The following is a 21979-nucleotide window of genomic DNA, read 5'->3' on the forward strand; positions in this document are numbered from 1 at the left end:
GCGCACCGCGCGCCGTCCGGCCGACGCGCGTGCGCTACTTCCGCTGCGCCAGCTTGCGGTACACGGTCGCCCGGCTGATCCCCAGCGCGCGCGCCGCCTCCATCACGTTGCCGCGCGCCTCGCGCACTGCCTTGCGGATCAGGGCGATCTCCACGTCGCGCAGCGGCAGGCGCGGGTTGGCGCCGGTGGGCGCCGCCCCCGCCAGCTGCGGCAGGCACGCCAGGCGCAGCCCCGACCACAGGGGCACTTCCACCGGCGCCTGCTCGCCCTGGCGGGCGTGGTCGAACAGCGGCTCCCAGGCCTGCGCGAACAGCTCGCTGCAATGCACCGGTGCCTGCGTGCCGGCCAGCGCGGCGACCATCTGGCGCGCGGCGCCGTTGCTGCCCGTGACCCACCCTTCGCCATCCAGGCAGACCAGGCCGTCGTCGTCGTCACCGAGCAGGCGCCCGGGCCAGTTCAGGCGCAGCACCAGCTCGTGGGGGCGCGAGAGCGCCAGCGCGTTCTCGATGCTGCGCGCGGACTGGGCGACCAGGTGCTTGAGCTCCGGCCGTTCGGCGGCGTCGATGCCGGTCAGGTCCAGCATGCCGACGCAGGCGCCGTCGGCGCCGAACAGGGGCGCGCCGGCGCAGCTGTAGCAGCCGGTGGCGCGGAAGAAATGTTCGCCGCGGTGCAGCCACACCGGCTGCAGCTCGCTCAGGGCGGCGCCGATGGCGGTGGTGCCGACGCTGCGTTCGGACAGGTCCACGCCCACGCGCGTGATCAGGGCGGCGCGCGGGTCGCGCCGGTCGATCGGCCCGTGCGCGTCGACCACCACGCCGTCGTGGTTGGTGAGGATGGCGAAGTAGCGGGTGCTGGCGATTGCACGGCCGAGCTGCTCCAGTACGGGCCGTGCCGCCGTCACGAGCGTGTGGTTCGCCTCCGCGACCCGGCGCATATGCTGCTCGGGGACGAGGTCGAAGGTGATCTGCTCCTGCGGCCGGCGGCCCTTGCCGAGGCAGCGGCGCCAGGAACGCTCGATCCAGGCGCCCTCGTACCAGCCACGGACGAGCACGTCGGTCATGGACGCGCCTTCCTCCATCACGGCGCGGCGCGCCCGCTCGATCTGCAGCAGGCGGTCCTGCGCCGCACCGGTCCCCGCATCGCCCATGGCCACGCCCCGTCCTTGTCTCCTGTCGGGCAGCGTCGCGCACGCCCGCAGGCTGCATTGTTCCATTTTGAGAATTTCGCGCCACTGCCCCTGCCACCTAGGGTTTCGCCTAGGAAAGGGGTGGGGTCCCAATTCAACAATGGCTGCCCCGGCCCCCACAGGAGAGACAAGACATGCTGGTATCACTCAAGGTCAACGGGAAGGCGGCGAGCGTCGACGTCGCGCCCAACACGCTCCTGGTCACCGCGCTGCGCGAACACCTGCGCCTGACCGGCACCCACGTGGGCTGCGACACGGCGCAGTGCGGCGCCTGCACCGTGCTCGTGAACGGACGGGCCATCAAGTCCTGCAACACGCTCGCCGCCCAGCATCCGGGCGCCGAGATCACCACCATCGAAGGCCTGGCCGCCGCCGACGGCACGCTGCACCCCATGCAGGCGGCCTTCAAGGAGTGCCATGGCCTGCAGTGCGGCTTCTGCACCCCCGGCATGGTCATGAGCTCGCTGGACCTGTGCCAGCGCCATCCGAACGCCAGCGAATCGCAGATCCGCGAGCAGCTCGAAGGCAACATGTGCCGCTGCACCGGGTACCAGAACATCGTGAAGGCCGTGCAGCAGGGCCAGGCGGCCATGGCCGGCAAGGCCTGAGGAGAACGCCATGGGTGCCAACGAGACTTTCGCCCAGCTGCCCCACATCGGCGAGTCCTACCGCCGGCGCGAGGACTACCGCTTCCTGACGGGCAGCGGCCAGTACACCGACGACATCAACCTGCCCAACCAGCGCTACGCCGTGTTCGTGCGCTCGCCGCATGCGCACGCCACCATCCAGTCGATCGACACCTCGCGTGCCGCTTCCATGCCGGGCGTCGCGCGGGTGTTCACCGGCGCGGACATGGCCGGCAAGGTCAATGGCCTGCCCTGCGGCTGGCTGATCACCAGCACGGACGGCCAGCCCATGAAGGAGCCGCCGCACCCGGTGCTGGCCCAGGGCAAGGTGCGCTACGTCGGCGACCACGTCGCCATGGTGGTGGCCGACACGCTGCAGCAGGCACGCGATGCGGCCGAGGCCGTGGTGGTGGACTACGGCGTGCTGCCGGCCGTGGTCGACGTGCGCGACGCCGCCAAGGCGACCGCGCTGCACGACGCCGCGCCGGACAACCGCTGCTACCAGTGGGCGATCGGCGACAAGGCCCAGGTCGACGCGGTGTTCGCCAAGGCGGCGCACGTGACCAAGCTGGACCTCACCAACAACCGGCTGATCCCCAACGCGATCGAGCCGCGTGCGGCCATCGGTGCCTACAGCCGTGCGACCGACGACTACACGCTCTACGTCGCCAACCAGAACCCGCACGTGGAGCGCCTGCTGATGACGGCCTTCGTGCTGGGCCTGCCCGAGCACAAGGTGCGCGTGATCGCCCCGGACGTGGGCGGCGGCTTCGGCTCCAAGATCTTCCTGTACGCGGAGGACGTGGCGCTGACCTGGGCGGCCAGGCAGCTCAACTGCGCGATCAAGTGGACGGCCGACCGCAGCGAGTCCTTCCTGTCGGACGCGCACGGCCGCGACCACGTCACGCATGCCGAGATGGCGCTGGACAGCCAGGGCAAGTTCCTGGCGCTGCGCGTGCACACGGACGCGAACCTGGGCGCCTACCTGTCGACCTTCTCGACGGCGGTGCCCACCATCCTGTACGCGACGCTGCTGGCCGGCCAGTACACGACGCCGCAGATCTACGTGGAAGTGGATGCCTGGTTCACCAACACGGCGCCCGTGGACGCCTACCGCGGTGCCGGCCGGCCCGAAGCCACCTACGTGCTGGAGCGGCTGGTGTCGCGCTGCGCCTGGGAGATGAACATCCCGCAGGACGAGATCCGCGAGCGCAACATGATCACGGCCTTCCCCTACCAGACGCCGGTGGCGCTGCAGTACGACACCGGCGACTACGTCGGCGCCATGCTCAAGGCCAACGCGCTGGCGGACGTGAAGGGCTTCGAGCAGCGGCGCAAGGCCAGCGAGGCCAAGGGCCTCAGGCGCGGCCTCGGCTACAGCAGCTACATCGAGGCCTGCGGCATCGCGCCGTCGAACATCGCCGGCGCGCTGGGCGCGCGGGCGGGCCTGTTCGAGTGCGGCGAGGTGCGCGTGCATCCCACCGGCAGCGTCACGGTGTTCACCGGTTCGCACAGCCACGGCCAGGGCCACGAGACCACCTTCGCGCAGGTGGTGGCGGCGCGCCTGGGCATCCCGGTGGAAAACGTCGACGTCGTGCACGGCGACACGGGCCGCGTGCCGTTCGGCATGGGCACCTACGGGTCGCGCTCCATCTCGGTGGGCGGCGCCGCCATCATGAAGGCGCTGGACAAGATCGAGACCAAGGCGAAGAAGATCGCCGCGCACCTGATGGAGACCGGCGAGGGCGACATCGAGTTCAGCAACGGCGAGTTCAAGGTCAAGGGGACCGACAAGAAGGTCACCTTCGGCCAGGTGGCGCTGACGGCCTACGTGCCGCACAACTATCCGCTGGACAAGCTGGAGCCGGGGCTGAACGAGACGGCCTTCTACGACCCGACCAACTTCACCTTCCCGGCCGGCACCTACATCTGCGAGGTGGAGGTGGACCCGCAGACGGGTGTCGTGAAGATCGACCGCTTCACCGCGGTGGACGACTTCGGCACCATCATCAACCCCATGATCGTCGAGGGCCAGGTGCACGGCGGGCTGGTGCAAGGCATAGGCCAGGCGCTGCTGGAGAACTGCGTGTACGACAAGGAGACGGGCCAGCTGTTGACCGGCTCCTTCATGGACTACGCACTGCCGCGCGCGGACGACATGCCGTCCTTCAAGCTGGACACCGTCTGCACCCCGTGCACGCACAACCCGCTGGGCACCAAGGGCTGCGGCGAGGCGGGCGCCATCGGTTCGCCGCCGGCCGTCATCAACGCCGTGCTGGACGCGCTGCGGCCGCTGGGCGTCAAGGACCTCGACATGCCCGCCACGTCGGCGCGCGTGTGGGAAGCCATCCAGGCCGCCAAGCCCTGAACACGAAGGAGACACCACCATGTATGCATTCACCTTCGAACGTCCGTCCTCGCTGGCCGACGCCACGCGTGCAGCCGGCGCCGGCGGCGCCAAGGTGCTGGCCGGCGGCCAGACCCTGCTGGCTTCGATGAAGCTGCGGCTCGCGCAGCCCGAGACGCTGGTCGACCTGGGCGGCATCGCCGAACTGGCCGGCGTCCGGCGCGAGGGCAACGCGCTCGTGATCGGCGCCATGACGCGGCATGCGGACGTCGCGTCCAGCCCCGAGGTCAAGGCGGCGATCCCGGCGCTGGCGGAGCTGGCCAGCGGCATCGGCGACCGCCAGGTGCGGGCCATGGGCACCATCGGCGGCTCGCTCGCCAACAACGATCCCGCGGCCTGCTATCCGGCGGGCGCGCTGGCGCTCAACGCGACGATCCACACCACCCAGCGCAAGATCGCGGCCGACGACTTCTTCCAGGGCATGTTCGCCACCGCCTTGCAGGACGGCGAGCTGATCACCTCGGTGAGCTTCCCGCAGGCCAGGCGCGCGGCCTACCTCAAGTTCAAGCAGCCGGCCTCGCGCTTCGCCCTGATCGGCGTGTGCGTGGCGCAGACCGACGCCGGCGTGCGCGTCGCGGTCACCGGCGGCGGCAACGGCGTGTTCCGCCACGCGGGCCTGGAGCAGGCACTCACGAAGAGCTTCACGCCGGAGGCGGCGGCAGCCGTCAAGGTCGACGCGAGCGAACTTTCGGCCGACCTGCATGCCAGCGCCGCGTACCGGGCGAACCTGATCTCGGTGCTGACGCAGCGGGCGGTCGCGAAGGCGCTGGCTTAGCGCCCGTGGCCTTGCGGCGCTTCTCCCTCTCCCCCTGGGGAGAGGGCTGCGGTGAGGGCAGGCGGCCCATTCCCTCACCCCAGCCCTCTCCCGCAAGCGGGAGGGGGGCCATCGCCGGCCACGGACCAATAATGCAGCCATGACCGCGCCCTTCTCCTCCATCGATGCCCTGCAGCAGTCCCTCGTCGCGGCCGGCTATTACGCCGAGCGCCGCCTGGCCACGGCGGTCTTCCTCGCGCTGAAGCTGCAGCGGCCGCTGCTGCTCGAAGGCGAACCCGGCGTCGGCAAGACGGAGCTGGCCAAGTCGCTCGCCACGGCCTTGCAGCGCACCCTGCTGCGGCTGCAGTGCTACGACGGACTGGAGCTGCGCGAGGCGCTCTACGAGTGGAACTACGCGGCGCAGCTGCTGCACATGCGCGCCGTCGAGGGCAAGGAAAGCGCCGACCAGGTCGAGCGCGAGGTCTACCAGGACCGCTACCTCATTCGCCGCCCCTTGCTGCAGGCCTTGCAGGCGCCCGAGCCCGGCGCCGTGCTGCTGATCGACGAGGTCGACCGGGCCGACGAACCTTTCGAGGCCTTCCTGCTGGAGTACCTGGGCGAGTACCAGGTCAGCATCCCCGAGATCGGCACCATCCGCGCCCACGCCACGCCGGTTACCATCCTGACCAGCAATCGCACGCGCGAGCTGAACGACGCGGTCAAGCGCCGCTGCCTCTACCACTGGCTGGACTATCCCGAGCGCGAGCGCGAGCTCGCCATCGTGCGCGCCCGCGTGCCGGAGGCGAGCGAGGCCCTGTCGCGGCAGGTGGCGGAGTTCGTCGGCCGCCTGCGCAGCCAGCCTTTCGCCAACGCCTTCCAGCGCGCCCCGGGCATCGCCGAGAGCGTGGAGTGGGCCAAGGCCCTGGTCGCGCTCGACACCCTGGCCCTCGATCCGGAGGTGGTGGCCGACACCGCGGGCATCCTGTTCAAGCAGCGCGAGGACGTGGCCGCGCTGACGCCGCAGCTGGCGGGCGAGCTGCTCAAACCCGAACCGCAGGCGGCCTGAGCCGCAACGCCTGCCATGGCCACCCTCGGTGATGCGCGCAGCGGCAAGTTGGCCGACAACATCGCGGGCTTCGGCCGGGCGCTGCGCCGCGCCGGCCTGCGCGTGGACAGCGCGCGCATCGCGCTGGCGCAGGAAGCGGCGGGGCTCGTGGGCGTCGTGCGCAAGGACGACCTCGGCGCGGCCATGGAGGCCGTGCTGGTCAGCCGCGAACAGGAGCGCGGCGTCTTCCGCGAACTGTTCGACGCCTTCTTCCGCGACCCCGCCGTGGCGCACAAGCTGCTCGCGCAGATGCTGCCCTCGGCGCAAGGGCGCAAGGAGCCCGCCAAGCGGCCGCGCGTTGGCGAGGCGCTGGCGCCGCAAAAGCGCTTCGGCGGCGCCGAGCGCAAGCCGGAGCGCGAGGTCGACTTCGACGCGGCGATGACCGCCAGCGAGATGGCGCGCCTGAAGCACGCGGACTTCAACGGCCTCACCGGCAGCGAGTTCCACCTGGTCGAGCAGCTCGCGCGCGACATCGCGCTGCCGGTGCCCGAGTTCGAGCAACGGCGCATGCGCCCCGGCGGCCGGGGCGCGCAGCTGCACTGGGCGCGCACGATGCGGCACGCCGGCCACACCGGCGGCGAGCTGCTGGTGCTGCGGCGCATGCAGCGCCGGCGCGCGCCGCTGCCGCTGCTGGTGCTGGTCGACGTGTCCGGCTCCATGGAGCGCTACGCGCGCCTGCTGCTCGCCTTCCTGCATGCCGCCACGCGCGCGCATCGGCGCCGGGACGTGTTCGCGTTCGGCACCCACCTCACCGACCTCACGCCCGCCTTCCGCCAGGCCGATACCGATGCGATGCTGGCCGCGGCGGGCGCTGCGATCGACGACTTCGCCGGCGGCACGCGCCTGGGCGCCTCGCTCGCGACGCTGCGCGAACGCCATGCCCGGCGGCTGGTCGGCCGCCGCACCCTGGTCCTGGTGATCAGCGACGGCCTGGACACCGGCGAGCCCGAGGACCTGGGGCGCGAACTCGATTGGCTGACGCATCGCTGTCGCCGCTTGTTGTGGCTCAACCCGCTGCTGCGCTTCGAAGGCTATGCTCCGCTCGCGCGGGGCGCGGCCGTGCTGCACCGGCACGCGCACGCCATGCTGGCGGTGCACAACCTGGAAAAGCTGCAGGACCTGGCACGCAGCCTGGCCGAGCTGCTCGACAACTAGAACGGACGACGACATATGGACATGCAAGGCAGCCGCCATCTCGCGGTCACCCAGCAACAGGCCTGGGACGCGCTGAACGATCCGGAAGTGCTCAAGCTGTGCATCCCCGGCTGCGACAAGGTGGAGGCGACCGGCGAGAACCAGTACGCCATCGGCATGGGCGTGAAGATCGGGCCGGTGTCGGCGCGCTTCAACGGCAAGATCCAGCTCGTGGACGTGCTGCCGCCCAACAGCTACACCCTCGGCTTCGAAGGGCAGGGCGGGGCGGCCGGCTTCGGCAAGGGGACGGCCAAGGTGAAGCTCGCGCCGGCCGTGGAAGGCGCCGGCTGCGAGCTGGCCTACACCGCGCAGGCGCAGGTGGGCGGCAAGATCGCGCAGGTCGGCCAGCGCCTCGTGGACGGCGTGGCGAAGTCGATGGCGGAGGACTTCTTCCGCCGCTTCGACCAGGAGATGCAGCGCCGCCACCCGCAGGCGGTGGCGGCGGAGGCGGCGCTGCCGGCCGGTGGAGCCGCTGCGGCCGTTCCGGCACGGCGCATGCCGCTGTGGGTGTGGATCGCGTTCGGCGTGCTCGTGCTGCTGGCGCTGTTGATGCTGGCCCGTTGAGGACGCCATGCCGGTCGCCACCCGCACGCTCTGGACCCGCCGCGCGCTGCTGGGCGCGGCCGCGGGTGCCGTGGCGATGCCGGCGCTCGCCCTGGCGCAAGCGGCCAGTTATCCGGCGCGACCGATCACACTGATCGTCCCCTGGCCGGCGGGCGGGCAGACGGACATCACCATGCGCATCCTGGCGGACCTGGCGAGCCGCCCGCTGGGCCAGCCGGTCATCATCGAGAACCGGCCGGGCGCCGCGGGCACGCTGGTGGGACCGGCCCTGCACAACGCGGCGCCGGACGGCTACGTGCTGGGGCAGTTGCCGCTCACGCTGTACCGCGCCGCGCTGCAGCGCAAGGTGAACTGGGACCCGCTGCGCGACATCACGCCCGTCATCCAGATCTCGGGCGTCACCTTCGGCATCGTGGTGCCGGCGGACAGCGCCTTCCAGTCCTTCGCCGACCTGGTCGCCTGGGGGCACGCGAACCCCGGCCGCCTCACGGTGGGCTCCACCGGCATCGGCAGCACGGCGCACCTGGCGATGGAAGACGTGCTCTCGCGCGAAGGGGTGCGCTACATCCACGTGCCGTACAAGGGCACCGCCGACCAGATGCTCGCCGTGGCGACCAGGACCTTGATGGTGGGCGTCAACTCCACCGGCTTCGCCCCCTACGTGGAGACGGGCAAGCTGCGCCTGCTGGCCAACTTCAACGCCCAGCGCAGCAAGCGCTGGCCGCAGGTCCCCACCATGGGCGAGCTGGGCTACACGGAGGCGGTCTACACCTCGCCCTATGGGATCGGCATGCCCGCGGGCGGCGATCCGGCGGTGGTGCGCAAGCTGCACGACGCCTTCCGCAGCGCGCTGTTCGATCCCCTGCACCTGCAGGAACTCGCCAAGTACGACATGGACCCGGAGTACCTGGGCCCCGCCGACTATGGGCGCTACGTGCACGAGGTGAGCGCGCGCGAGCGGCAGCTGCTGGCGCGGCTGGGGCTCGGGATCCGGGCCGAATGAAGATGGAGGCCGTGCTCCGTTGCCGCGATGTGTCGAAGCGCTACGGCCGCACGCAGGCCCTCGATGCCGTGACGCTCGCCGTCGCGCCGGGCGAGATGGTGGCGCTGCTCGGGCCCAACGGGGCGGGCAAGACGACCTTGTTCCAGCTGCTCACGGGCTTGTACGTCGCCGACAGCGGCGCCGTGGAAGTGCTGGGTGCCGACATGCGGCGCGAGCCCGTGCGCGCCCTGGCGCAGCTGGGCGTGGTGTTCCAGCAGCCCGCGCTGGACCTGAACCTCACGGTGCGCGCGAGCCTGCGCTTCCACGCCGACCTGCACGGCCTGCCGTCGTCGCTGTCTCGCCCCCGTATCGAGGAGCTGCTGCGCCGCTTCGGGCTCACGGAGCTCGCCGGCAAGCCGGCGCGCGAGCTGTCCGGCGGCAACCGCCGCAAGGTGGAACTGGTGCGCGCCTTGCTGCACGAGCCGAAGCTGCTGCTCATGGACGAGGCCACGGTGGGGCTCGACCCCGCCTCGCGCGCGCAGCTGCTGGAGGAAGTGCTGCAGGCGCGCAGCGAGCGCGGCCTTGGCGTGCTGTGGGCCACGCACCTGGTCGACGAGGCGGAACGGGCCCAACGCGTCCTGGTGCTGCACAAGGGCAAGCTGCTGTGGGACGGAGGCGTGCGCGAACTGTGCGAGGCGCAAGGGCAGGCCACGCTGCAAGGGGCTTTCCTCAAGATGACCGGAGGGCAGAAGAATGCGATGGCTTGAACGGGGCGTGCGGCCCCTGCTGTGCGTGTTGGGCGTGCTGGCGGCTGGCGCTGCCCACGCCGCGGGGCAGGTCTACGTCTCGTCCGAGAAGGACAACACCATCACCGTCCTCGATGCGGCCAAGGGCGAGCAGGTGGCGGCCCCCGTGGTGTGCAAACGGCCGCGCCACATGCAGTGGACGCGCGACCGCAAGCAGCTGCTGGTGGCCTGCGGCGACGACCACGTGATCGCCGTGTGGGACCCCGCCGCGCGCAAGGTCGTGGCGCGGCTCGACGTGGGCGAAGATCCCGAGGCCTTCGACATCAGCCCGGACGGCCGCACCCTGTACGTGTCCAACGAGGAAGACGCGGCCCTCACCGCCTACGACCTGGGCGCACGCAGGAAGCTGTTCCAGGTGAAGATCGGCGCCGAACCCGAAGGCGTGCTGGCCAGCGCGGACGGCAAGCTGGTGTACGTGACCTCCGAAGTGGCCAACCTCGTGCACGTGATCGACGTCGCCGGCCGCAAGGTCCTGCAGAACATCACCGTCGGCAAGCGCCCGCGGCGCTTCCTGCTCGCCGGCGGCGAGCTGTGGGTCAGCAACGAGCTCGATGCCAGCGTCAGCGTGATCCGCACCAGCGACCACACGGTGCAGGGACGCATCGCCTTCCTGCCGCAAGGCATGCGCAGCGAGGACGTCAGCCCGGTCGGGATGGCCCTGTCGCCGGACGGCAAGACGGCGTACGTGGCCCTGGGCCGCGCCAACCACGTCGCGGTGGTGGACGTCGCATCGCGCCAGGTCAAGTCCTATGTCCTGGTGGGCAAGCGTCCCTGGGGCCTGGCGGTGTCGCGCGACGGCAGCCGCCTGTACGTCACCAACGGCCAGTCCGACGACCTCACGATCGTCGACACGGCCACGCTCAAGGGCATACGCACCGTCCCGGTCGGGCGCCTGCCGTACATGCCGGTGGTGGGCGAGTGAGGCGCGGGCTGGGTTTCGCCAGCTCGTGTGCGCTGGCCGGCGCCGTCGCGGCGCCGGCGCTGCACGCGCAGGTGGACACCGGCCAGTCGCTGCCCCAGGTGGACGTCATCCAGCAGGCGCCGCTGCCCGGCTTCGGCGTGCCGCGTGCGCTCTATCCGGGCAACGCACAGCAGGCCGGCGAGGCGGCGCGGCGCGAAGCGGGTGCGCCCACGCTGCCCGAGTTCATGAACCGGCGCCTGCAGGGCGTGGCCACCAGCGACGTGCAGGGCAGCCCTTTCCAGGTCGACCTCAGCTACCGCGGCCAGCGCCTGTCGCCCACGCTCGGCACGCCGCAAGGCCTGTCGCTGTACCTGGACGGCGTGCGCATGAACCAGCCTTTCGGCGACGTGGTGAACTGGGACCTGCTGCCGGATGCGGCCATCGCCGACCTGGTGCTGGTGCCCGGGTCCAACCCGCTGTACGGCCTGAACACGCTGGCCGGCGCGCTGGTGCTGACCACGAAGTCGGGCTGGACCCATCCCGGCGGCGCCGTGGAGTTCTCGGTCGGCAGCGGGCAGCGCAAGCGCGTCGACTTCTCGCAGGGAACGCGCGCCGCGGACGGCACCCACTTCTTCGCGGCGGCCACGGCCTTCGACGAGAACGGCTGGCGGGACCGCTCGCCCGGCAAGCTGGCCCAGGTGTTCCTCAAGGGCGGCCGGGTCCAGGACGACAGCGACTGGAGTGTCAGCCTGCTCGTGGCGGGCAGCAAGCTCACGGGCAACGGCCTGCTGAACGAATCGCTGGCGGCGGTGGACTGGCGCGCGGTGTACACCACGCCGGACCGCACGCGCAACAGCGACGCGCTGCTCACCGTGCAGGGCAGCCGCTATTTCGACGCGGACACCAGCGTGTCCGGCCAGGCCTGGTTGCGCGGCGGTGGCCGCGACGGCAGCACCGGGGACGTCTCCGAGGACTGGCCGCAGTGGCTGGCAGGCTGCAGCGCCGATCCGGCCACGCCGGCCTGCAGCGATCCCTCGGACCCGGGTTTTGCCGGCGAGGCAGCAACCTTCAACCGCAGCCGCTCGCGCCAGCAGGAGGCCGGGCTCGCGCTGCAATGGAACGCGCGCCGCGGCAGCCACCAGTTCGTGGTCGGCACCGAGCTCGCGGCCAGCCGGCTGCAGCACGACCAGTTCAGCGAGCCGGCGGTGTTCGATGCGAACCGCAACGCGGTTCCCGTGCCTGGCGCGGGCGAGACGCACGAGGTGTCCTTGCGCGGGCGCACCACCCGCTTCGCGCTGTTCGCCTCCGATGTCTTCGCGCTGTCGCCGGCCACGCAGCTGACCCCCTCCTTGCGCTGGAACCTGGTGCAGGTGCGCAACGACCTCGGCCAGCCGGCGCCGGCCACCCGCGAAAGCTTTCGCTACAACCGGCTGAATCCCGCGCTGGGCGTCACGCACGTCGCCAGCGACAGGCTCACCCTCTTCGCCAGCGCGTCGCAGGGCAACCGCGTGCCCACGGCGCTGGAACTGGGCTGCGCGGACCCGGCCCGGCCCTGCACGCTGCCGACGGGGCTGCAGGCGGATCCCTTCCTGCGCCAGGTGGTGAGCCGCACCATCGAAGCGGGCCTGCGTGGACGCCTGGGCGCGCGCACCCAGTGGTCCGCGGCCTTGTTCCGCACGGACAACCGGGACGACATCCTCTTCGCCCGCTCCGGCGTGTCGCAGGCCGGTTTCTTCACCAACGTGGACCGCACGCGCCGCCAGGGCGTGGAGCTCGCCAGCACGGGACGCGAGGGCGCCGTCGACTGGATGGTCAGCTACAGCGCGCTGTCGGCCACCTACCAGTCCAGCGGAGTGCTGCCCGGGCCCTTGAGCACCGACGCGCAGCCCAACACCTTCTCCCCGGGCACCCGCATCGCGGGACTGCCGCGCCAGCTGTTCAAGCTCGCCCTGGACTGGCGCGCGCTGCCGTCGCTGCGCCTCGGCCTGGACTGGCTCGTCGCCGGCGACCAGGCCGTCGGTGGCAACGAGAGCGGCACGCGCCCCGAACTCGGACGGCTGGCGGGCCATGCGCTGGCGAACGTGCGCGCGAGCTGGCAGTTCGCCGCCGGCTGGGAGGCCTGGCTGCGCGTGAACAACGTCTTCGACCGCCGCTATGCTAATTCCGCCAGCGGCAACCTCGACCTCTTTCCCGCGGGGCAGCCCGTGCAAGCGGGCGCAGAGCCCGCCGCCGCGCGCTTCATCGCCCCCGGCGCGCCGCGCACGGTCGGGATCGGCGTGCGCTACGCCTGGAAGCACTGAATGCGCCGCCGACCGTTCCTCGCGTCCCTGCTCGCCGCCGCGGCCGCGCCGGCCTGGTCCCAGCCGGGCCACACCTTCGTCGTCGGCCTGCTCACCCAGGCCGACGACGAGCGCTACGACCCCACCGTCCTGCAGCGCGGCTTTCCCGATGCGCCGCTGGGGCGCTCGGCGCCGGCCGCGCAGATCGCCCTGAACGACAGTGCCTTCATCCTGCAGGGGGCGGGCCTCACCGACAGCCGCCTGCTGCCGCTGGAAGCGGCCAACGCCGCGGGCCTGCCTGGGCTGCTCGAGCAGCTGCTGCGCCAGGGCGTGGGCCACGTGGTGCTGGAACTGCCCGCCGCGGGCGTCGCGGCCGTGGCCGCCGCGGCCCGCGGCAAGGACGTGATCCTGTACAACGCCGCCGCGCCCGAGGACGCGCTGCGCGCGGCGCAGTGCGCGCCGCAGCTGCTGCACACCTTGCCCAGCCACGCGATGCAGATGGATGCGATCGCGCAACTGCTGGTGGCGCGCAAGTGGGCGCGGCCGCTGGTGCTCGTCGGGCCGACCCCCGGCGACGCGCTGCTGCTCGCTGCCTGGCAGCGCGCGGCCCGGCGCTTCGGCGTCAAGCCGGTGGCACAGAAGCCCTTCAAGCTGTCGAACGATCCGCGCGAGCGTGCCCTGGGCAACGTGCGCCTGCTGACCGCCGAACGCGAGTACGACGCGATCGTCGTCCTCGACGCGCAGGGCGAGTTCGCGCGCGAGGTGCCGTACCAGACCGTGTTGCCGCGCCCCGTGGTCGGCAGCAACGGCCTGACGGCGCAGGCCTGGCATGCGCTGTGGGAGCGTGACGGCGCGCCGCAGCTGTCCCGCCGCTTCCTGCGCCGCACGAACCGGCCCATGGGCAGCTACGACTGGGCCAGCTGGATCGCCGTGCGCGCGGCCGCCGAGGTGACCGGCACCTTCGCCAAGGCGACGCCGGCGCAGCAGCTGCAGGCGCTGCGCCAGGGTGCGGTCGCCGTGGACGGCTACAAGGGCCAGCGCCTCACCTTCCGCGGCTGGGACGGCCAGCTGCGCCAGCCGCTGCTGCTCGCGTACGGCACCGGCGTCGCCGAGACCGCGCCGCTGGAAGGTTTCCTGCATCCGCGCAGCACGCTGGATACGCTGGGTTTCGACGCCGCCGAGAGCGGCTGCAAGGCGGGATGAGCACGGTTCGGTCGTCTGCGGGCGCCTGCCCCCTCCGCTTGCGGCGGGGGCAGGCGCAGGCCGCGCCGCGGACAAGCCTGGGGGAGGATTCCTGATGCGCACCGCGCATGCCCTTCGCGCGCTGCGCGCGGTGGCCGGCCGCGAGCTGAACAGCTTCGCGCGCCAGCCGGGCCGGCTGCTGTCCGCACTCGTGCGGCCGCTGCTGTGGTTCCTGGTGTTCGCCGCCGGTTTCCAGAACGTGTTCGGCGTCGCCATCACGCCGCCTTACGACACCTACATCGAGTACCGCGTCTACCTGGTGCCCGGACTGCTCGGGATGGTGGCGCTGTTCAACGGCATGCAGAGTTCGCTGGCCATGGTCTACGACCGCGAGATGGGCGTGATGCGCCTGCTGCTCACGGCGCCGCTGCCGCGCTGGTGGATCCTCGCCTGCAAGCTGCTCGGGGGCGCCACGCTGTCGCTCGCGCAGATGCTCGCCTTCCTGGTCGCCGCGTGGCTGTTCGGCATCGAGCTGGCGCCGGCGCACGTGCTGTTCGCGCTGCCGGTGTTCCTGCTCGCGGCGCTGATGCTCGGTGCGCTGGGCCTGGTGCTCTCGGTGTACGTGAAGCAGCTGGAGAACTTCGCCGGCACGATGAACTTCGTGATCTTCCCCATGTTCTTCCTCAGCACGGCGCTGTATCCCTTGTGGAAGCTGCAGGAATCGGGCGCGTGGATCGTGCACGGCATTGCCCGCTTCAATCCTTTCACGCACGCCGTGGAAGCGATGCGCTTCGCGCTCTATGGCCAGGTGCTGGGCGAAAGCCTGGCGATCGTCGCGGGCTGCGCGATCGCCTTCTTCCTGCTCGCGCTCTGGGGCTACGACCCGCAGCGCGGAACCCCGCGCCGGGGGCCGCCCGGACCCGGCTGAACACACAATGATCGGAGGAGAACCATGAAGAAGTCGGTCCTCGCCCTGGCGGCCCTGGCCGCCTTGCAGGCGGCAGCGCAAACCACCACCCCGTCCGGCGGGACCTTGCGGCCCATCGTCGTCACGCCGACGCCGGGCGTGGCGCAGCAGGCCTTCGACACGCCGGCCTCGGTGGACGTGGTCACGGGCGAGCAGATCCGCAACGCGCAGCTGCAGGTGAACCTGTCGGAGCCGCTGGTGCGCGTGCCGGGCGTGCTGGCGCTCAATCGCCAGAACTATGCGCAGGACCTGCAGATCTCGGTGCGCGGCTTCGGCGCGCGCTCCACCTTCGGGGTGCGCGGCATCCGCCTGTATTCGGACGGCATCCCCGCCACCATGCCCGACGGCCAGGGGCAGGTCTCCCACTTCGACCTGTCCTCCGCGGGCCGGCTGGAGGTGCTGCGTGGGCCCTTCTCCGCGCTCTATGGCAATTCCTCCGGCGGCGTGATCGCGCTGACCACGGCCGACGGCCTGCCGGGCCTGCAGGTCGAAGGCAGCGCCGCCTTCGGCAGCGACGGCGTGCAGCGCGAGAACGTGCGCTTCGCCGGCGAGCAGGGCGCGTGGAACTGGAACGTAGATGCGGCGCACTTCCAGACCGACGGCTTTCGCGAGCACAGCGCGGCCAGGCGCAACGGCCTCAATGCCAAGGCGCGCTGGCAGGCCTCGCCCGACACGCGCGTGACCTTCGTGGCCAACGCGGTGGACATGGCGCAGGTGCAGGACCCGCTGGGCCTCACGCGGCCCGAGTTCGAACGCGACCCGCAGCAGGCCAGCCCCGCGGCGCTGCAATTCAACACCCGCAAGTCGGTGAACCAGCAGCAGGTGGGCGCCATCATCGAGCACCGCCTGAACGAGGTGCACGGCCTGAAGCTCACCACCTGGGGTGGCACGCGCAGCACCGAGCAGTTCCAGGCCATTCCCGTGGGCGTGCAGGCGCCGATCACGCATCCCGGCGGCGTGATCGTGCTGGACCGCGACTACCGCGGCGTGGACGGCCAGTGGATCGCGCGCACGCGCGCCTGGGGCGGCGGCCTGACCTTCACCGCGGGCCTGTATGGCGACGACCTGCAGGAACACCGCCAGGGCTTCCAGAACTTCGTGGGCCCGACGCTGGGCGTGATGGGCGTGCAGCGGCGCAACGAGGACAACCGCGTGCGCAGCTTCGACCAGTACGCGCAGGGTGTGTGGGAAGGCGAGCGCTTCAGCTTCACCGCGGGCCTGCGCCACTCGCAGGTGAAGTTCGAGTCGCGCGACCGCTTCATCGTGGGCGCCAACCGCGACGACAGCGGCCAGGTCGAGTACTCGGCGACGACGCCCGTGCTGGGCGTCGTGTACCACGCCAGCGACCGGCTGAACCTGTACGCCTCGGTGGGCAAGGGCTTCGAGACGCCGACCTTCAACGAGCTGTCCTACCGGCCCGACGGCCAGCCGGGGCTGAACTTCGGCCTGCAGCCGGCCAGGAGCCGGCAGTGGGAGCTCGGCGCCAAGGCCGAGCCTGTCGCCGGCTGGCAGGTCAATGCGGCGCTGTTCCAGGCCAAGACCAGCGACGAGATCGTGGTGGCCACCAACAGCGGCGGCCGCAGCACCTTCCGCAACGCGGCCGAGACCCTGCGCCGCGGCTTCGAGCTGGCCGCCAGCGGCGCCCTCACGCAGTCGTGGTCGACCTATGCGGCGCTGACCTGGCTGGACGCCAGCTACGAGACCGGGTTCACCTGCGTCTCCACCGCCTGCCCGCCGCCGAACAACCAGGTCGCCGCCGGCAACCGCATCCCCGGCATCCCGCGTTTCAGCGCGTACGCCGAGCTCGCCTACAAGCACCGGCCCTGGGGCCTGGAGACCGCGCTGGAGCTGCGGCACGTGGGCAAGATGGCCGTGGACGACCGCAACAGCGACTTCGCAGCCGCTTCGACGGTGTTCAACCTGCGCGTGTCGGCCACGCAGGTGGTCAACCGCTGGACCTTCAGGGAATTCCTGCGCCTCGACAACCTGGCGGACAAGTCTTATATAGGCTCGGTGATCGTGAACGAAGGCAACCAGCGTTACTTCGAACCGGCGCCGGGCCGCACCTGGCTGCTGGGCGCCAGCGCCGTGTACGCCTTCTGAGCCTGCCCAAGGAGCAAGGATGGAAAACCTGGACGTGATGGTGCTGCGCACCCTGCGGGACTGGCGCCTGGCCGGCAAGCGCGCGCTGCTGGCGACCGTGGTGCGCACCTGGGGCTCCTCTCCGCGTCCGATCGGCTCCATCATGGCCCTGGCGGAAGACGGCGCGGTGGTGGGCTCCGTCTCCGGCGGCTGCATCGAGGACGACCTGATCTACCGGCACACGCGAGCCTACGCGGGCACGGAGCCCGGGCACCAGATCCCGTCCGGCCCGCCGGGCTTCGTCAAGTACGGCGTGACCGCCGACGAGGCGCACCGCTTCGGCCTGCCTTGTGGTGGCACGCTGGAACTGCTGCTGGAATACGATCCGGACGGTGACGCGCTGGATCGCCTGGTGCAATCGCTGGAAGCGGGCCGGCTGATGCGCCGCACGGTGCAACTGGCCGATGGTGCCGTCACGCTGGAAGAAGCGGACGCGCCGCAGGAGCTGAGCCTGGCAGGCGGCGTTCTCGTCAACACCTTCGGGCCCGAGTACCGGATGCTGCTGATCGGGGCCGGCCAGCTGACCGAATACCTGGCGACCATGGCCCTCTTCAGCGGCTTCGCGGTGACGGTGTGCGACCCGCGCGAGGAATACCGCGGCGCCTGGAGCGTGGCGGGTGCCCAGGTCGTGAGCGAGATGCCCGACGACGTGGTGCTGGCGTTCCGCCCGGACCGGCGCAGCTGCGTCATCGCGTTGACGCACGATCCCAAGCTCGACGACCTGGCGCTGCTGGAAGCGCTCAAGACCGACGCCTTCTACGTGGGCGCGATCGGCAGCCGGCGCAACAACGAGGCGCGGCACCAGCGCATGGTGGAACACTTCGAGGTCTCCGCCGCCGACCTGCAGCGGCTGCGCGGCCCGATCGGGATCTACATCGGCAGCAAGACGCCGGCCGAGATCGCCGTGAGCATCATGGCCGAAGTGCTGGCGGTGAAGAACGGGGTGGCGCTCCCGCGCGACATGGAAGTGGCCCAGGCGAAGAACCTGCGGGCCGTGCAGGAGAACGAGGCGGGCGCCCTGGTGTGCGGGGTCGCCGGTACACGCTGAGCGAACGCCTGCCTACAAGCGCCGGGTTCCGGTCCGACGCGGGCCTTGCAGGGGGCTTGCTACAGTGATGCCATGCGCGAAGAACCGCTCGCGGTGAGCACGCCCGGCTGCGAGCTGAGCGGCACGATTGCCTTGCCCGAAGGCGAGGGCCCGTGGCCGGTCGTGCTCCTGATCGCCGGGTCGGGCCCCACCGACCGGGACGGCAACACGGCACTGCTGCCGGCAGCCGGTGGCCACATGAAGCGCCTGGCGCAGGCGCTGGCCGAGCGCGGGCTGGCTTCGCTGCGCTACGACAAGCGCGGCGTGGGCGCGAGCTCCTGCCCCGGGCTGGTCGAAGACGAGCTGCGCTTTCGCCACATGGTCGAGGATGCCGTCGCGCTGGCCGCGCCGCTGGCGAGCGACGCGCGCTTCGGCCCCATGCTCCTGGCCGGCCACAGCGAAGGCGCGCTGATCGCGGCGCTGGCTGCGCGCGAACTGCCCGAAGCGGTCGCCGTGGTCTCCATCGCGGGCGCCGGCCAGAAGGCGTCCGAGCTGATCCGCGACCAGTTGCAGGGCAAGCTGCCGGAACCGCTGGAAATTCCGGCGCTCGCCGCGCTCGACGCCCTGGCGGCCGAGGAGTTCGTCTTCGATGCGCCCGAAGCGCTCACGCTGCTGTTCCGCCCCTCGGTGCAGCCGTATCTGGTCTCCTGGTTCCGCTACGACCCCCCGGAGGTGCTCGCCGGCCTGTCGCAGCCCGTGCTGATCCTGCACGGCAGCGCCGACCAGCAGGTGCCCGTGGCGCATGCGCGCATGCTGCAGGCGGGCCGGCCGGATGCGGCGCTGCTCGAGGTCGAAGGCATGGACCACCTGCTGGCCATCGCGGACGATCCGGTTGCGGGCGTGGCGCAGGTCGCGACAGCGATCGCGCGGCTGGCGGCGCAGTTGCCGGAACGCGAGACGGCCTGAGCACCCATTCCCCTGGGAGGGCGAGCGCCTCCCACCTCCTACTTCTCCTTGCCCATCACCAGGTCGGGCAGGATCGTCACGATCTGCGGGAACACGGTGATCAGCACGATGGCGACGACCAGGCAGCCGAAGAAGGGGATCGCGGCGCGCGCAATCGTGTTGCTGTCCTTGCCTGTCATGTTCTGCAGCACGAACAGGTTGAAGCCCACCGGCGGCGTCACCTCGGCGATCTCCACCAGCAGCACGATGAAGATGCCGAACCACACCAGGTCGAAGCCCGCCTTCTGGATCATGGGCAGCACCACCGCGCTGGTGAGCACGATCATGCTGATGCCGTCCAGCGCCGTGCCCAGCACCAGGTAGACGACCGTGAGGACGGCGATCAGGGCATAGGGCGAGAAGTGCTGCGCGGTCACCCACTCGGCGAGCACGCGGGGGATGCCGGTGAAGGCCATGGTCTTGGTCAGGAAGGCCGCGCCCGCCAGGATGAACATGATCATGCAACTGCTGCGCGTCGTGCCCATGAGGCCTTCCCAGAACGTGGCCCAGGTCAGCGACTTGCTCCACCAGGCCAGCGCGAGCGAGCCCAGCACGCCGAAGGCGGCGCATTCGGTCGCCGTCGCCCAGCCCGCGAGCAGCACCCACACGATGAAGATGATCAATGCGGCGCAGGGGATCAAATTGCCGGAGAGCCGGATCTTCTGCAGGAAGCTCGTGGGTGCGTCCGCCGGGGGCACCTGGTCGGGATGGCGCAGGCTCCACCACACGATGTAGCCGGAGAACAGCGCCATCAGCAGGAAGCCCGGCAGGAAACCGGCCAGGAAGACGCGGATGATGGAAGCGTCGGCGGCGACGGCGTACACCACCATCGTGATCGACGGCGGGATCAGGATCCCCAGGGTGCCGGCCGTGGCGAGCGAGCCCAGCGCGATGCGTTCGCTGTAGCCGCGCTTGAGCAATTCCGGCAGGGCCACCTTGGAAATCGTCGCGCAGGTCGCGGCGGAAGAGCCCGACACCGAGCCGAAGATGCCGCAGCCGAGGATCGTCGTGTGCATCAGGCGGCCGGGGACGCGGTTCAGCCAGGGCCGCAGGCCTTCGAACATCTCCTCGCTCAGCTTGCTGCGGAACAGGATCTCGCCCATCCAGATGAACAGCGGCAGCGCCGCCAGTTCCCAGGAGGCATTGGATTCCCAGAAGGAGGAGAACAGGTTGTCGCCCGGGCGCGTGTTGGTGAAGAAGGCCTGGCCGACCCAGCCGCAGATCGCGAGGGTCATCGCGATCCACACGCCGCCCGAGAGCAGCAGCATCATGACGAGCAGCAGCAGGCCGCCGATGAGGAGGATGTCCATGGCGGGTCCTAGACGTCGGAGGAGAAGTCGCCGCGCGCGTGGCGCTCCTCGAGCGCCGCGACGTAGGAGGGCTTGCGGCCCCGCAGCACGATCACCAGTTCGTCCACGACCGCCACCAGCAGCAGGATGGAACCGATCGCGAAGCTGGCCTGCGGGATCCAGATCGGCAGCGGCAGCAGCCCCTGCGCCACTTCGCCGAAGGCCCAGCTGTCGTAGGTGAACTTGTTCGCCCAGAACGCCAGGTAGCCGACGGCGACCGCGGCGACCAGCAGGCAGGCGATCTCGAGGCGGCGCCGGGCGCGCTCGCCAAGGTGCTCCAGCAGCAGCGTCACGCGCACGAAGTCGCCGTGCTTGAACGCATGCGCCATGGCGAAGAAGGAGGCGGCCGCGCAGCACCAGGCCACCACGTCGTTCACCGCGCCGGTGGGCACGTTGAACTGGCGCAGCACGCTCTGGCCGATCATCAGCACGGCGATGAGGAGCACGAAAATGGCGCCCAGGGCGCCAGATGCGAGGTAGAGGCCGTCGAGGAACCGTCGCAAGGCGCTGCCCTTACTTCTTGTTGAAGGCGTTGATCACCGCCGCGCCGTCCGCACCGGCCTTCTTCTGCCAGTCGGCCAGCATGATCTGGCCCACCTGCTTCATGTCGGCCATCAGCTTGGGCGAGGGCTTGAGGATCTTCATGCCCTTCTCGGTGAGCGCCTTCTTGTACCACTCGTTCTTTTCCTCGGACAGCGCCCAGCCGCGCTTCTCCGCCTCGGCCGCGGCCTTGAGCAGCGCGTCCTGCGTGGGCTTGTCCAGCGCGTCGAAGGCCTTCTGGTTCACGAGGATGGCGTTCTTGGGCAGCCAGGCCTGCGTGTCGTACCAGTACTTGATGCTCTCGTAGCTCTTGGAGTCGTAGCCGGTGGAGCCGGAGCTCATGTAGCTGTTCACCACGCCCGTGGCCAGGGCCTGCGGCAGTTCCGCCGCCTGGATCGTCACCGGCTGCGCGCCCACCAGTTCCGCGATCTTGGCGGTGGCCGGGCTGTAGGCACGCCACTTGAGGCCGCGCATGTCGGCCACCGAGGTGAGCTCCTTGTTCACGTAGATGCCTTGCGGCGGCCAGGCCACCGTGTACAGCAGCTTCATGCCCTGCGCGCCCAGCAGCTTGTCCAGCACCGGCTTCTGCGCGGCGGCGAGCTTCCTCGATTCCGCATAGCTGGTGGCCAGGAAGGGGATGCCGTCGACGCCGTAGATCGGGTTCTCGTTCTCGAAGTTCACCAGCAGCACTTCGCCGATCGCGGCCTGGCCGCTCTGGACGGCGCGCTTGATCTCGTTGGCCTTGAACAGCGAGGCGTTGGCGTGCACCTGGATCTTCAGCTTGCCGCCGGTGGCCTTCTCCACGTCGTTCGCGAAAGCCTGCAGGTTCTCCGTGTGGAAGTTGCTGGCCGGGTAGGCAGCGGGCAGGTCCCACTTGGTCTGCGCGAAGGCGTTGCCGGCCACGCAGGCAGCCAGCAGGGGAAGGGCAATGCGGAAGTTCATGGTCGCTCCGGGGGGAGAATG

Annotated in this window: 19 protein-coding genes; 15 read left to right on the forward strand and 4 right to left on the reverse strand. The window is 70.8% G+C overall.

The window, feature by feature from the left end; translation table 11 throughout:
* Window positions 1–34: 34 nt before the first annotated feature.
* Window positions 35–1147, reverse strand: a complete 1113-nt coding sequence (locus AC3EGR_RS13885; RefSeq protein WP_488547251.1) for a helix-turn-helix domain-containing protein — start codon at window positions 1145–1147, stop codon at window positions 35–37.
* Window positions 1148–1320: 173 nt separating this feature from the next.
* Here AC3EGR_RS13885 and AC3EGR_RS13890 point away from each other — a divergent pair, with 173 nt between their 5' ends.
* The 15 genes from AC3EGR_RS13890 (at window position 1321) to AC3EGR_RS13960 (ending at window position 19088) form a co-directional block, all read left to right on the forward strand.
* On the forward strand, window positions 1321–1794 hold the full coding sequence (locus tag AC3EGR_RS13890; RefSeq protein WP_488547079.1) for a (2Fe-2S)-binding protein: 474 nt from the start codon (window positions 1321–1323) through the stop codon (window positions 1792–1794).
* A gap of 10 nt (window positions 1795–1804) precedes the next feature.
* Window positions 1805–4180 (forward strand): xanthine dehydrogenase family protein molybdopterin-binding subunit, encoded by a 2376-nt coding sequence (locus tag AC3EGR_RS13895; RefSeq protein ID WP_488547080.1) that lies wholly within the window; start codon window positions 1805–1807, stop codon window positions 4178–4180.
* Window positions 4181–4199: 19 nt separating this feature from the next.
* A complete protein-coding gene (locus AC3EGR_RS13900) occupies window positions 4200–4994 on the forward strand; it encodes an FAD binding domain-containing protein (RefSeq protein ID WP_488547081.1) in 795 nt (264 codons plus the stop codon).
* A 139-nt stretch (window positions 4995–5133) separates the two neighbouring features.
* Window positions 5134–6039 carry an AAA family ATPase gene (locus AC3EGR_RS13905; protein ID WP_488547082.1) on the forward strand — a complete coding sequence of 302 codons (906 nt, stop codon included), beginning with the start codon at window positions 5134–5136 and terminating at the stop codon, window positions 6037–6039.
* 15 nt (window positions 6040–6054) lie between these two features.
* Complete coding sequence (locus AC3EGR_RS13910) at window positions 6055–7233, forward strand: vWA domain-containing protein (protein WP_488547083.1); 1179 nt, start codon at window positions 6055–6057, stop codon at window positions 7231–7233.
* A gap of 15 nt (window positions 7234–7248) precedes the next feature.
* The gene (locus AC3EGR_RS13915; protein WP_488547084.1) at window positions 7249–7836 is read left to right on the forward strand and encodes an SRPBCC family protein; all 588 of its coding nucleotides are present in this window, start codon (window positions 7249–7251) and stop codon (window positions 7834–7836) included.
* Between the two features lie 7 nt (window positions 7837–7843).
* Window positions 7844–8839, forward strand: coding sequence for a tripartite tricarboxylate transporter substrate binding protein (locus tag AC3EGR_RS13920; RefSeq protein ID WP_488547085.1), 996 nt, complete (start codon window positions 7844–7846; stop codon window positions 8837–8839).
* Window positions 8836–9585 carry an ABC transporter ATP-binding protein gene (locus AC3EGR_RS13925; RefSeq protein WP_488547086.1) on the forward strand — a complete coding sequence of 250 codons (750 nt, stop codon included), beginning with the start codon at window positions 8836–8838 and terminating at the stop codon, window positions 9583–9585. Before AC3EGR_RS13920 ends, AC3EGR_RS13925 begins: the two co-directional genes overlap by 4 nt.
* Window positions 9572–10546, forward strand: a complete 975-nt coding sequence (locus AC3EGR_RS13930; protein ID WP_488547087.1) for a PQQ-dependent catabolism-associated beta-propeller protein — start codon at window positions 9572–9574, stop codon at window positions 10544–10546. Before AC3EGR_RS13925 ends, AC3EGR_RS13930 begins: the two co-directional genes overlap by 14 nt.
* Window positions 10543–12825, forward strand: coding sequence for a TonB-dependent receptor (locus AC3EGR_RS13935; protein WP_488547088.1), 2283 nt, complete (start codon window positions 10543–10545; stop codon window positions 12823–12825). The genes AC3EGR_RS13930 and AC3EGR_RS13935 overlap by 4 nt, the downstream gene beginning before the upstream one ends.
* Window positions 12826–14007, forward strand: coding sequence for a type 1 periplasmic-binding domain-containing protein (locus tag AC3EGR_RS13940; protein WP_488547089.1), 1182 nt, complete (start codon window positions 12826–12828; stop codon window positions 14005–14007).
* A 94-nt stretch (window positions 14008–14101) separates the two neighbouring features.
* Window positions 14102–14914 carry an ABC transporter permease gene (locus tag AC3EGR_RS13945; protein WP_488547090.1) on the forward strand — a complete coding sequence of 271 codons (813 nt, stop codon included), beginning with the start codon at window positions 14102–14104 and terminating at the stop codon, window positions 14912–14914.
* Between the two features lie 24 nt (window positions 14915–14938).
* Complete coding sequence (locus tag AC3EGR_RS13950) at window positions 14939–17056, forward strand: TonB-dependent receptor family protein (RefSeq protein WP_488547091.1); 2118 nt, start codon at window positions 14939–14941, stop codon at window positions 17054–17056.
* A gap of 19 nt (window positions 17057–17075) precedes the next feature.
* A complete protein-coding gene (locus tag AC3EGR_RS13955; RefSeq protein WP_488547092.1) occupies window positions 17076–18143 on the forward strand; it encodes an XdhC family protein in 1068 nt (355 codons plus the stop codon).
* A 72-nt stretch (window positions 18144–18215) separates the two neighbouring features.
* Window positions 18216–19088, forward strand: a complete 873-nt coding sequence (locus AC3EGR_RS13960) for an alpha/beta hydrolase family protein (protein ID WP_488547093.1) — start codon at window positions 18216–18218, stop codon at window positions 19086–19088.
* Window positions 19089–19126: 38 nt separating this feature from the next.
* On the opposite strand, the gene AC3EGR_RS13965 is transcribed toward AC3EGR_RS13960, so the two are convergent.
* From AC3EGR_RS13965 to AC3EGR_RS13975, 3 genes are read right to left on the reverse strand one after another with little or no spacing between them, the layout of a single operon-like run.
* Window positions 19127–20437 carry a TRAP transporter large permease gene (locus AC3EGR_RS13965; protein ID WP_488547094.1) on the reverse strand — a complete coding sequence of 437 codons (1311 nt, stop codon included), beginning with the start codon at window positions 20435–20437 and terminating at the stop codon, window positions 19127–19129.
* 8 nt (window positions 20438–20445) lie between these two features.
* Window positions 20446–20979, reverse strand: a complete 534-nt coding sequence (locus AC3EGR_RS13970) for a TRAP transporter small permease (RefSeq protein WP_488547095.1) — start codon at window positions 20977–20979, stop codon at window positions 20446–20448.
* 10 nt (window positions 20980–20989) lie between these two features.
* Entirely contained in the window at window positions 20990–21958 is a 969-nt protein-coding gene (locus AC3EGR_RS13975) for a TRAP transporter substrate-binding protein (RefSeq protein WP_488547096.1), read from the reverse strand.
* Window positions 21959–21979: the final 21 nt, after the last annotated feature.

Source organism: Ramlibacter sp. G4-7, from assembly GCF_057784995.1.

What these genes read in the sequence shown, in the direction of transcription:
- AC3EGR_RS13885 (WP_488547251.1), bottom strand. Translation starts at nt 1,147, where the DNA reads ATGGGCGATGCGGGGACCGGTGCGGCGCAGGACCGCCTGCTGCAGATC.
- AC3EGR_RS13890 (WP_488547079.1), top strand. Translation starts at nt 1,321, where the DNA reads ATGCTGGTATCACTCAAGGTCAACGGGAAGGCGGCGAGCGTCGACGTC.
- AC3EGR_RS13895 (WP_488547080.1), top strand. Translation starts at nt 1,805, where the DNA reads ATGGGTGCCAACGAGACTTTCGCCCAGCTGCCCCACATCGGCGAGTCC.
- AC3EGR_RS13900 (WP_488547081.1), top strand. Translation starts at nt 4,200, where the DNA reads ATGTATGCATTCACCTTCGAACGTCCGTCCTCGCTGGCCGACGCCACG.
- AC3EGR_RS13905 (WP_488547082.1), top strand. Translation starts at nt 5,134, where the DNA reads ATGACCGCGCCCTTCTCCTCCATCGATGCCCTGCAGCAGTCCCTCGTC.
- AC3EGR_RS13910 (WP_488547083.1), top strand. Translation starts at nt 6,055, where the DNA reads ATGGCCACCCTCGGTGATGCGCGCAGCGGCAAGTTGGCCGACAACATC.
- AC3EGR_RS13915 (WP_488547084.1), top strand. Translation starts at nt 7,249, where the DNA reads ATGGACATGCAAGGCAGCCGCCATCTCGCGGTCACCCAGCAACAGGCC.
- AC3EGR_RS13920 (WP_488547085.1), top strand. Translation starts at nt 7,844, where the DNA reads ATGCCGGTCGCCACCCGCACGCTCTGGACCCGCCGCGCGCTGCTGGGC.
- AC3EGR_RS13925 (WP_488547086.1), top strand. Translation starts at nt 8,836, where the DNA reads ATGAAGATGGAGGCCGTGCTCCGTTGCCGCGATGTGTCGAAGCGCTAC.
- AC3EGR_RS13930 (WP_488547087.1), top strand. Translation starts at nt 9,572, where the DNA reads ATGCGATGGCTTGAACGGGGCGTGCGGCCCCTGCTGTGCGTGTTGGGC.
- AC3EGR_RS13940 (WP_488547089.1), top strand. Translation starts at nt 12,826, where the DNA reads ATGCGCCGCCGACCGTTCCTCGCGTCCCTGCTCGCCGCCGCGGCCGCG.
- AC3EGR_RS13945 (WP_488547090.1), top strand. Translation starts at nt 14,102, where the DNA reads ATGCGCACCGCGCATGCCCTTCGCGCGCTGCGCGCGGTGGCCGGCCGC.
- AC3EGR_RS13950 (WP_488547091.1), top strand. Translation starts at nt 14,939, where the DNA reads ATGAAGAAGTCGGTCCTCGCCCTGGCGGCCCTGGCCGCCTTGCAGGCG.
- AC3EGR_RS13955 (WP_488547092.1), top strand. Translation starts at nt 17,076, where the DNA reads ATGGAAAACCTGGACGTGATGGTGCTGCGCACCCTGCGGGACTGGCGC.
- AC3EGR_RS13960 (WP_488547093.1), top strand. Translation starts at nt 18,216, where the DNA reads ATGCGCGAAGAACCGCTCGCGGTGAGCACGCCCGGCTGCGAGCTGAGC.
- AC3EGR_RS13965 (WP_488547094.1), bottom strand. Translation starts at nt 20,437, where the DNA reads ATGGACATCCTCCTCATCGGCGGCCTGCTGCTGCTCGTCATGATGCTG.
- AC3EGR_RS13975 (WP_488547096.1), bottom strand. Translation starts at nt 21,958, where the DNA reads ATGAACTTCCGCATTGCCCTTCCCCTGCTGGCTGCCTGCGTGGCCGGC.